The sequence below is a fragment of the Roseomonas rosulenta genome (assembly GCF_016106005.1).
GTDB lineage: Bacteria > Pseudomonadota > Alphaproteobacteria > Acetobacterales > Acetobacteraceae > Neoroseomonas > Neoroseomonas rosulenta.
In genome coordinates, this window is sequence record NZ_JACADR010000033.1 from 18,178 (window position 1) to 27,900 (window position 9,723).

Sequence of the window (9,723 nt, forward strand, 5' to 3'; positions counted from 1 at the left end):
AATCCCCTGCTCGATCGGCGCCGCCTCGGCGGCATCGGACTTCTTCTTCGGTGCACGCGCCATCACACAGCCTCCGCGCCGGAGATGATCTCGATCAGCTCCTTGGTGATGTTGGCCTGGCGGGTGCGATTGTAGTTGAGGGTGAGCTTGTTGATCATCTCACCGGCGTTGCGCGTCGCATTGTCCATCGCCGTCATCTGGCTTCCGTAGAAGCCGGCGTTGGTCTCCAGGATCGCGCGATAGATCTGCACGGCCAGGTTCTGCGGCAGGAGCGCGGCGAGGATCTCCTCCTCGGTCGGCTCGTATTCGTATTGAGGCTGCGGCCCGCCTGCGGCGTCGTCCTCGGCCTCCGGCACAGCGGCCGGGATCAGCTGCTGCTCGGAGGGAGTCTGCGAAATGACGTTCTTGAAGCGGTTGTAGAGCAGCGCGCAGACGTCGAACTCGCCATCCTCGAGCATGCCGGTGATCTTCGCCGCGACCTCGGCCGCATCCTCGAAGCCCACGTTCTTCTTGCCGGCGAAGGAGATCTCCGCAACGAAGCGCGACCCGAATTCCCGCTTGAGGAAGGTCGCACCCTTGCGCCCGACGGCCAGGATCTTGACCGTCTTTCCCTGGCCCTCGAGCTCACGGATGCGGTTGCGCGCGAAGCGGCCGATATTGGTGTTGAAGGGGCCGGCCAGGCCGCGATCGCCCGAGATCACCACCAGCAGCTGCACGGCGTCGCCGCCGGTTCCCACCAGCAGCCGCGGCGCGTCCGGCTGGCCCGCCACCGCCGCACCGAGCGAGGCGAGCATGCGCTCCATCCGCTCGGCATAGGGGCGTGCGGCCTCGGCGCGCTGCTGGGCGCGGCGCAGCTTCGCCGCGGCCACCATCTTCATGGCCTGCGTGATCTTGCGCGTGGACTTCACGCTGTTGATCCGGTTGCGCAGGCTCTTGAGGCTGGGCATGGGTCGCTCTCCGCGCGGGCCTCAGGTCAGCCGAAGGACTTCGCGAAATCGTCGAGGAAGGCGACCAGCTTGTCCTCGGTCGGCTTCTTGATCTCGCGGTCGGTGCGGATCGCCTCCACGATGTCGGGCGAACGCGCCTTGAGGTCGGCCAGCAGCCGGCGCTCGAACTCGCCCACCTGCGCCACCGTGATGCGGTCCAGGTAGCCGCGCGTGCCCGCGAACAGGGAGATCACCTGCTCCTCGACCGGCACCGGCTTGTACTGCGGCTGCTTCAGCAGCTCGGTCAGCCGCGCGCCGCGCGCCAGCAGCGCCTGCGTCGTGGCATCGAGGTCCGAGGCGAACTGCGCGAAGGCCGCCATCTCGCGGTACTGCGCGAGCTCGAGCTTGATCTTGCCCGCGACCTGCTTCATCGCCTTGATCTGCGCCGCCGAGCCCACGCGGGACACCGACAGGCCGACGTTCACGGCCGGGCGGATGCCCTTGTAGAAGAGCTCGGTCTCCAGGAAGATCTGCCCGTCGGTGATGGAGATGACGTTGGTCGGGATATAGGCCGACACGTCGCCCGCCTGCGTCTCGATGACCGGCAGCGCGGTCAGCGAACCGGCGCCGAAGTCGTCGTTCATCTTCGCCGCGCGCTCGAGCAGACGCGAATGCAGGTAGAACACGTCGCCCGGATAGGCCTCACGCCCCGGCGGACGGCGCAGCAGCAGCGACATCTGGCGGTAGGCCACCGCCTGCTTCGACAGGTCGTCGTAGAAGATGACCGCGTGCATGCCGTTGTCGCGGAAGAACTCGCCCATGGCGCAGCCCGAGTAGGGTGCGAGGAACTGCATCGGCGCCGGGTCGGAAGCGGTGGCCGCGACGATGATCGAGTACTCGAGCGCGCCCTGCTCCTCCAGCGTCTTCACGAGCTGGGCCACGGTGGAGCGCTTCTGCCCCACCGCGACATAGATGCAGTACAGCTTCTTCGATTCGTCGCCGGAGGCGTTGATCGGCTTCTGGTTGATGATCGTATCCACGATCACCGCCGTCTTGCCGGTCTGGCGGTCGCCGATGATCAGCTCGCGCTGGCCGCGCCCGATCGGGATCAGGCTGTCGATCGCCTTGATTCCGGTCTGCATGGGCTCATGCACGGACTTGCGCGGAATGATGCCCGGCGCCTTCACCTCGACGCGGGTGCGCGTCACGTCCGTCAGCGGCCCCTTACCGTCGATCGGATTGCCCAGCGCATCGACCACGCGGCCCAGCAGCCCCTTGCCCACCGGCACGTCCACGATGGACTTCGTGCGGGAGACGGTGTCGCCCTCGCGGATGTTCTTGTCGTCGCCGAAGATCACGACGCCGACATTGTCGACCTCGAGGTTCAGCGCCATGCCGCGGATGCCGGCGGCGGGGAACTCCACCAGCTCGCCGGACATCACGTTCTGCAGGCCATAGACGCGCGCCACGCCGTCGCCCACGGTCAGCACGGTGCCGACCTCGGCCACGTTCGCCTCGGCGTCGAAGCCGGCGATCTGCGCCTTCAGGATCTCCGAGATCTCGGCAGGACGGATATCCATGGTCAGGCGGCCCCTTTCATCGCGTACTGCAGGCGCTGCAGCTTTGACTTGATGCTGTTGTCGTAAAGGCGCGAGCCGATCTTCACGATCAGCCCGCCCAGGATGGACGGATCGACGCTCTCGGACAGGCGCACGCCGGAATGTCCGGCCTCGGTCAGGCGGGCCACGATCTGCGCGCGCTGCGTGTCGTTGAGCGGATGGGCGGTGACGATGTCGGCCGTCTGCTGGCCGCGGCGCACCGCGAGCAACGCGCCGAAGGCCTGCGCCACGGCAGGCAGCGCGGCCAGGCGGCGATTCACGATCATCACGCCGACCAGGTTGCGCACCTCGGTGCCGGTCTTGATGCGGTCCAGGATCGCGAACATGCCAGCACGCTGCTTCACGCCGTCCAGCCGAGGGTCGGCGATGAAGCTGCGGAAATCCGCGTCATCGCGCCACAGCGCAAGCACTTCCTCGAGGTCATGGGCGATGCGGTCCACCGCGCCGGGCTCGCCCTGGCGCAGGTCGTCCGCCAGGCCCAGCAGCGCGAGCGCATAGCGCGAGGCGGCGCCGACCGGGCTCGGGGAGGAGGGGGAGACGGTCTGGATGGTCTCGGCAGCCACGAGCGATCCGGGTCCTGTTGTGCGGCGTGTTCCGGCGAACGCGCCAAGGGTCATGGCCGCGCGGGACGGCGTTCCCGGCGGCGGCGCGCGCTTAACATAGGGTTTGCCGCACCGCAACCGAGCGCGCGGCGGAAAACGCGCCCAAGGCGCCGATCCGTGGCAGGCTCGTCGGAATGGGGGAACGCTTCTTCGGCTGGCAGGTGGTCTGGGCGGCCTTCGCGCTGGCAGCTTTCGCTTGGGGCATCGGCTTCTACGGCCCCGGCGTGTGGCTGCAGGCGCTGAGCGCGGGGCGCGGCTGGTCGGTGGCGGCCGTCTCGGGCGCCATCACCCTGCATTTCCTCGTCAGCGCCGTGCTCGTGGCGCGGCTGCCGGCCGTCCAGGCGCGCTTCGGCCTGGTCGCCATGCTGCGCGCGGGCCTCGTGCTCTCAGCCGCCGGCGCGGCCGCCTGGGCGCTGGCCCCGTCGCCCGCCTGGCTGGTGCCCGCGGCGCTGCTGACCGGGGCGGGCTGGGCCATGACCAGCGGCACCGCCATCAACGCCATCATCAGCCGCTGGTTCGACCGGCGGCGGCCGGCGGCCCTCGCCATGGCCTACAACGGCGCCTCGATGGGCGGGATCGTCTTCGTGCCGCTCTGGGCGGCGCTGATCGCCGGCATCGGATTCGCCCCCGCGGCGATGGCGATCGGGGCGACCGGGATTGCGGTGCTCTGGCCGGTGGCGGGGCGTTGGTTCGCGCCGGACCCGGCCATGCTCGGCCAGCACTTGGATGGCGCCGAGGTGCAGCGCGCCGCATCCGGCCGGGGGGCCGGCGCCGCCGCCGGGTCGCTGTGGTCGCAACCCGCCTTCCGCAGCCTGTCGCTGGCCTTCGCCCTCGGCATGGTGGGGCAGATGGGGCTGCTGTCGCAGCTCTTCTCCGTGATGGCGCCCGCGCTGGGCGAGGCCGGGGCAGGCTGGGCGTTGAGCCTCGCCACCGTCTGCGCCGTGCTCGGGCGCAGCGCGGCCGGCTGGCTGCTGCCGCCGGGTGCCAGCCGCCGCGGCGCCGCGGCCCTGAACTTCCTGGTGCAGGCGGCCGGATCGGTCGCGCTGCTGGCAGCGGCGGGGACCAGCGCGCCGCTGCTGGTGCTCTCCTGCGTGCTGTTCGGCCTCGGCCTGGGCAACCTGCTCTCGCTGCCGCCGCTGATCGCGCAGGCGGAATGGCCGGCGGCGCAGGTGGGCGCGGTGGTGGCGATGATCACCGCGGTGAACCAGGGCTTCTACGCCTTCGCCCCGGCGATCTTCGGGCTGCTGCGGGACCTCGGCGGCGACTGGACCGTGGGGGCGGCGGCGCTCGCGCTGCAGATCGCCGCCGCGGCCGTGCTGCGCTGGCGGCGTTGAGCCGGACCGCCCCGGCTGGACTGGCACCGCCGCGCGCGCAAGCATCGACGCGCAACGCCGCCGCCCCATCCCGGCACCACGCGAGGACCGCGCCATGCTCGACAACCCGCCCATGCTCACCATCCATCGCGGCCATGCGCGCCCCGACCCGGCGCTGGTCGAGGCCTTCCGCGGCGCGCAGACCTCGCACCTGGTGGATGCGATGGATGGCCGCGGCGCGCTGGACTACCGCATCAAGCCAATGGATCCGGACAACGCCGCCTTCGTCGGCCCGGCCTTGACCGCGCTGTCCTACCCGGCCGACGTGGTCGGCGTGTACGGCGCGCTGGCGGAGGCGCAGCCCGGCGACGTCGTCGTCGTCGCGAACGATGCCTACGCCGGCACCGCCGTGGTCGGCGACATCGTCGCCGGCATGATGCGCAACAAGGGCATCGCCGCCTTCGTGACCGATGGGCTGGCGCGCGACCGCGCGGGCATCGTCGCCACCGGCCTGCCGCTGTTCGCCGCCGGCATCATGCCGGCCTCGCCGGCTGCGAACGGGCCGGGCGTGGTGGGCGCGCCGGTTACCCTCGGCGGCCAGCATGTGCGGCCCGGTGACATCATCGTGGGCGACGCCGATGGCGTGGTGGTGGTGCCGCTCGACCGCGCGCAGGCGGTGCTCGAGCGCCTCGCCGCCGTGCGCGCGGCGGAAGCGAAGGCCGTGGCGGCTGTCGAGGGAGGCGCCACCGGCAATGACCGCATCGCCGCCATCGTCGCGGCGGCGCGAATCATCGGCCCGTGAGGGCGTCCCACAGCGGCATCCCGAGCACCGCGGCAACCAGGATCAGCGCGATGCCGGCGAGGCGGAACCCCGTCTCGCTGGAGCGCGCGAACAGCAGCGCCCCGGCCCGGAGCCCGGCGCCATAGGCCGGGGCCGCGGCCAGCGCGAACCAGACGGTTTGCGTGCCCACCAGCCCGCGCCAAAGGAAGGCGGCGGTCACCGCCACGGTCAGGATGGCGAAGTACAGGTTCATGTTGGCGCGTACGACCACCGCCGGCGCGTCGCGCCCCAGCCAGAACACCGCCGGCGGAACGCCACCCAGCATCGCCGTGCCGCTCATCAGCCCGCCCGCCGCGCCCACGCCCAGGGTCAGCGGCACCGACGCGCCGCCGCGGTAGCGCAGCCCCGAGGCCAGCACCGCCACCGCAACAAAGACCAGCCCGGTCATGACCCAGCGCAGCGCGACCGGGTCGCTGGAGGCGAGGATCAGCGCGCCCAGCGGCACCGCGCAGATCGCGCCCGCTGACATCGCCGCCACCTCGCCCCGCGCCGCGTGGCGCCAGGCATTGGGCAGGAAGACCAGGCAGGCCAAGCATTCCATCAGCGCCAGCACCGGCACCGCCGTGCGCGGCCCGACCGCCGCCGAGGCCAGAGGGACGAAGACCAGCGCCGCGCCGAAGCCCGAGAAGCCGCGCGAGACGCCGCCCGCCACCGCCGCACCCGCAATGCCGAGCAGCGCGCCGGTCGGCGGCAACGCCTCGAGAAGTCCCACCATGCAGCGACACTCCGCCGGGCCCGCGCCGCCGTCCAGGGGCAGGGCCTGCAACCCCTGCTTGCAGGGGCGTGGATTCCGTTCTTCCATGCCCCGCCCGCCCGCGCAGAGCAGGCGACCAGGGAGAGAAGATACATGTCCAGAAGACGCATCCTGCTCGGCCTCGCCGCCGCGCTCGTCTCGGCACCGGTGCTCGCGCAGCAGGCGCCCGCCCCGGTGCCCGGCTGGGCCGTCGGCCGGCCGGAGGGCTCGACGCTGGCGCCGCATGCCGCGCGCCTGACCGTGACACCACCCGACCAGGTGCCGGTCGGCGCCATCCGCCTGCCGCCGGGCTTCCATGCCGAGGTCTTCGCGCACGGCATCCCGGGCGTGCGCGCCATCGCAGAAGGGCCGAACGGCACGCTGTTCGCCGGCACGCGCGCGATCGGGCGCGTCTATGCCATCACGCGCAACCCGGACGGGACGACGCGCACGCGCACGCTCCTGCAGGGCCTGGCGCAGCCGAGCGGCCTCGTGATGATCGGCAACAGTCTCTATGTCTTCGCGGTCAATCGGGTGCTGCGCTACGACAACATCGAGGCGAACCTCGACAATCCGCCCGCGCCAGTGGATCTCACCGCCGCGTATGGCCTGCCGACCGAGCAGGAGCACGGCGGCAATCACCACTGGAAGTTCGCGACCCTCGGCCCCGACGGGCGCATCTACATGAACGTGGGCGTGAACTGTAACGTCTGCGACACCGACCGCGACAAGTTCGCGCTGCTGGTCTCCTTCAACCCCGATGGCTCCGGCCGACGCATCGAGGCGCGCGGCGTGCGCAATTCCGTCGGCATGGCGCATCACCCGGTGACGCGCGAATTGTGGGCGACCAACCACGGCCGCGACTGGGCCGGCAACGACACGCCCGAGGATTCGCTGCTGCGCGTGCGCCGCAGCGGCGAGGATTTCGGCTTCCCCTACTGCCTCGGCAGCTGGGCCGACCCGCAGTACAACCAGGGCCGCAACTGCTCCGAGTTCTCGCAGCCCGCGGCGCTGCTCGGCCCGCATACCGCGGTGCTCGGCATGCGCTTCTACACCGGCACCATGTTCCCCGAGCAGTACCGCAACCAGATCTTCATCGCGCGGCGCGGCTCGTGGAACCGCGAACGCCTGTCCGGCTACGACGTGGTGGTCGCGCACCTGGACGCGCAGGGCAACGTTACGCGGGTCGAGGACTTCCTCACCGGCCTGCGCGACGACGCCAACCAGCGCTTCGCCGACCGCCCGGCCGAGGTGCATGTGCTGCGCGACGGCTCGATGCTCGTCTCCGGCGAGCAGATGGGCGCGATCTACCGCATCACCTATCGCCAGTGAGGCTGGCGGGACTTCTGGCGGCGGCGCTGTTCGGCGCCGCCGCCGCCTTTTCCGCCGCCGCGCAGGATGTCGCGCGCGGGGCGGACCTCGCGGCGCATCGCTGCGCCAATTGCCACGGCGCGGACGGGCGCAGCCAGACCGAGGGCATTCCCTCGCTCGCCGGCCAGCCGGCGCTGTTCATCACCACGCAGATGATCCTGTTCCGCGAGGGGCTGCGCCATGTGCCGGCCATGCTGGCCTTCGCCCAGGGCCTGCCGGACCGCGAGATCGAGGACCTGGCCGCCTATTTCGCCTCGCTGCCGCCCGGCCCGCCGGACGACCGCCGGGCGCGCGACCCGGCGCTGTTCGCCGCCGGCCAGGCGCTGATCGGCCCGCGCAACTGCGCGGTGTGCCACACGCCCACGCTGGCGGGGCGCGAGCAGGTGCCGCGTATCGTCGGGCAGCGCGAGGACTTCCTTGCCCGCACCATGGCGGAATACCGCGACGGGGAGCGCGTGGGCGCCGACTCGCAAATGAACGGTGCCGTGGTCGGCCTGTCTGACGCGCAGATCGCCGCGCTGGCGCATTACCTGTCGCAGCGGGACTGAGGGCTTCATGCACCGTCAAGCGCCGGGCGCCGGCATCCGCCGGCTTGGCTTGCGCGCCGCGCACTGGCGCAATCGGCGCGGCGTGCCGTCTGGGCGCGGTCGCGCATGCGCGCTCCCGGATCGAGGCTCGCCTCGATCCGTCTGGCGCCGAGCCTGCGGTGTCGGCGCATGACCCGGGCGGCGGTTGTCGCGCGGCACGGCGCGGGCTAAGCCTGCGCCGCCATGACGCCACCACCGGACGCCATGCCCGGCCACGGGCCGGGTCCGGCCACCGCCCCATTCTCCGAAGGCCCCCTGCCGGCGCTGCGCGCGCTGATCGCGGCCGGCAGCATCACCGCCGACCCGGCGCAGGAACTCGCGGCCGAGAAGCTGCAGGACCTCTGGCGGCGCACCCGCGGCTACGACCCGCGCAGCGAACCGCCCGACACGCGCGGCTTCCTTGGCCGCTTCTTCCGCCGCAAGGCGACCGAGGAAGCCCCCGCCGGCACGCCCATGGGCCTCTACCTGGTGGGCGAGGTCGGGCGCGGGAAGTCCATGCTGATGGACCTGTTCTTCGAATCGGCCCAGGTGCCGCGGAAGAAGCGCCTGCACTTCCACCAGTTCATGCAGCAGGCGCACCGGCGCATCCATGCCTGGAAGATGCGCGACGCCGATGCCCCCGCGCCGACCGACATCCACGACCACGACCCGATCCCGCCGCTGGCCGATTCGATCGTCGCGGAGGCCGCGCTGCTCTGCTTCGACGAATTCCAGGTGCACGACATCGCCGACGCCATGATCCTCGGCCGGCTGTTCGAGGCGCTGTTCGCCCGCGGCGTGGTGGTGGTGGCGACATCGAATACGCCCCCGGACGACCTGTTCCGCGGCAAGCCCGGCCGCGATGCGTTCCTGCCCTTCATCGCGCTGATCAGGAAGCGGCTCGAGGTTCTGGTGATCGATTCCGCGCGCGACTACCGGCGCGAGCGCATCCGCGGCCTGCCCACCTGGCACGTGCCCGCCGACGGCCGGGCCGAGCGCGCGCTCGATGCCGCCTTCGCCGAACTGACGGGCGATGCCCCGGCCGCCCCTACCACGCTCACGCTGCTCGGCCGCGCCGTGGCGGTGCCGCAGGCCGCGCGGGGGGTGGCGCGCTTCGCGTTCGACGAGATCTGCGGCCGCCCCCTGGGGCCGGCCGACTACCTGGCGGTGGCGACGCATTTCCATGCCATCGTGCTGGACGGCATCCCCCGCCTGGGGCCCGAGAACTTCGACCGCGCGCGCCGCTTCATCACGCTGATCGACACATTGTACGAGCACCGCGTGAAGCTGGTCGCGAGCGCCGAGGACGTGCCCGACCGGCTGTACGAGCGCGGCGAGAACGCGACGATGTTCGAGCGCACCGCCTCGCGCCTGGTCGAGATGCAGTCGCAGGCCTACCTGGCGCTGCCGCACCTCACCTGAGCAGCACACGGGCCCTTCCACCTGGGGGTCAAGTGACCCGGATCACGCTTCGCGCTTTCCCTGGGCAGGGGTGCTGAGTATGGTGCGACGCCGTTGAAACAATTGGCAACGAATGGAGAGGTGATTCGCATGCGGCTTCTGGCATCCGCCCTGATCGCCCTGGCCAGCCTGAGTTGGAGTGCCGCGCCCGCGGATGCGCGCAGCCGTGACCAAGCGCAGGCCCAGGGCCGCCAGGCGGCCGCTCCGGCGAACCGCGCCTCGGCCGCATCCGGGACGATCCGCGCCTCCGCCGCGCGGGCCGCGGCGGCGCCGCAGCGCACGGCGGCGAAC

General features: G+C 71.7%; 10 protein-coding genes. 6 read left to right on the forward strand and 4 right to left on the reverse strand.

Going from position 1 to position 9,723, the window contains the following annotated elements; genetic code table 11:
- Nucleotides 1–62 precede the first annotated feature (62 nt).
- Genes HW578_RS06935 through atpH form a run of 3 tightly spaced genes read right to left on the reverse strand, consistent with a single transcriptional unit; the run spans nucleotide 63 to nucleotide 3,108 of the window.
- Nucleotides 63–947 (reverse strand): F0F1 ATP synthase subunit gamma, encoded by an 885-nt coding sequence (locus tag HW578_RS06935; protein ID WP_198369815.1) that lies wholly within the window; start codon nucleotides 945–947, stop codon nucleotides 63–65.
- 26 nt (nucleotides 948–973) lie between these two features.
- Nucleotides 974–2,506: a F0F1 ATP synthase subunit alpha gene (atpA, locus tag HW578_RS06940; RefSeq protein WP_198369816.1), complete on the reverse strand. Its 1,533-nt coding sequence runs from the start codon at nucleotides 2,504–2,506 to the stop codon at nucleotides 974–976.
- A 2-nt stretch (nucleotides 2,507–2,508) separates the two neighbouring features.
- Nucleotides 2,509–3,108, reverse strand: a complete 600-nt coding sequence (atpH, locus tag HW578_RS06945) for an ATP synthase F1 subunit delta (protein ID WP_369407839.1) — start codon at nucleotides 3,106–3,108, stop codon at nucleotides 2,509–2,511.
- A gap of 173 nt (nucleotides 3,109–3,281) precedes the next feature.
- On the opposite strand from atpH, the gene HW578_RS06950 reads away from it, so the two are divergent.
- Together HW578_RS06950 and HW578_RS06955 are read left to right on the forward strand one after the other, a co-directional pair.
- Nucleotides 3,282–4,481, forward strand: coding sequence for an MFS transporter (locus HW578_RS06950; protein ID WP_198369818.1), 1,200 nt, complete (start codon nucleotides 3,282–3,284; stop codon nucleotides 4,479–4,481).
- Between the two features lie 94 nt (nucleotides 4,482–4,575).
- Entirely contained in the window at nucleotides 4,576–5,262 is a 687-nt protein-coding gene (locus tag HW578_RS06955) for an RraA family protein (RefSeq protein ID WP_198369819.1), read from the forward strand.
- Here HW578_RS06955 and HW578_RS06960 read toward each other — a convergent pair.
- Entirely contained in the window at nucleotides 5,249–6,016 is a 768-nt protein-coding gene (locus HW578_RS06960) for a sulfite exporter TauE/SafE family protein (RefSeq protein WP_198369820.1), read from the reverse strand. The two genes, HW578_RS06955 and HW578_RS06960, sit on opposite strands and share 14 nt — an antisense overlap.
- Before the next feature lie 132 nt (nucleotides 6,017–6,148).
- Between HW578_RS06960 and HW578_RS06965 the strand changes: the two genes are divergently transcribed.
- From HW578_RS06965 to HW578_RS27725, 4 genes are all read left to right on the forward strand, one after another.
- Nucleotides 6,149–7,366 (forward strand): PQQ-dependent sugar dehydrogenase, encoded by a 1,218-nt coding sequence (locus HW578_RS06965; RefSeq protein WP_198369821.1) that lies wholly within the window; start codon nucleotides 6,149–6,151, stop codon nucleotides 7,364–7,366.
- The gene (locus tag HW578_RS06970; RefSeq protein ID WP_198369822.1) at nucleotides 7,363–7,953 is read left to right on the forward strand and encodes a c-type cytochrome; all 591 of its coding nucleotides are present in this window, start codon (nucleotides 7,363–7,365) and stop codon (nucleotides 7,951–7,953) included. Before HW578_RS06965 ends, HW578_RS06970 begins: the two co-directional genes overlap by 4 nt.
- 222 nt (nucleotides 7,954–8,175) lie before the next feature.
- Nucleotides 8,176–9,393, forward strand: coding sequence for a cell division protein ZapE (gene zapE / locus HW578_RS06975; protein WP_408906244.1), 1,218 nt, complete (start codon nucleotides 8,176–8,178; stop codon nucleotides 9,391–9,393).
- Nucleotides 9,394–9,522: 129 nt separating this feature from the next.
- On the forward strand, nucleotides 9,523–9,723 hold a 201-nt coding region (locus tag HW578_RS27725; RefSeq protein ID WP_232478740.1), incomplete at its 3' end, for a hypothetical protein.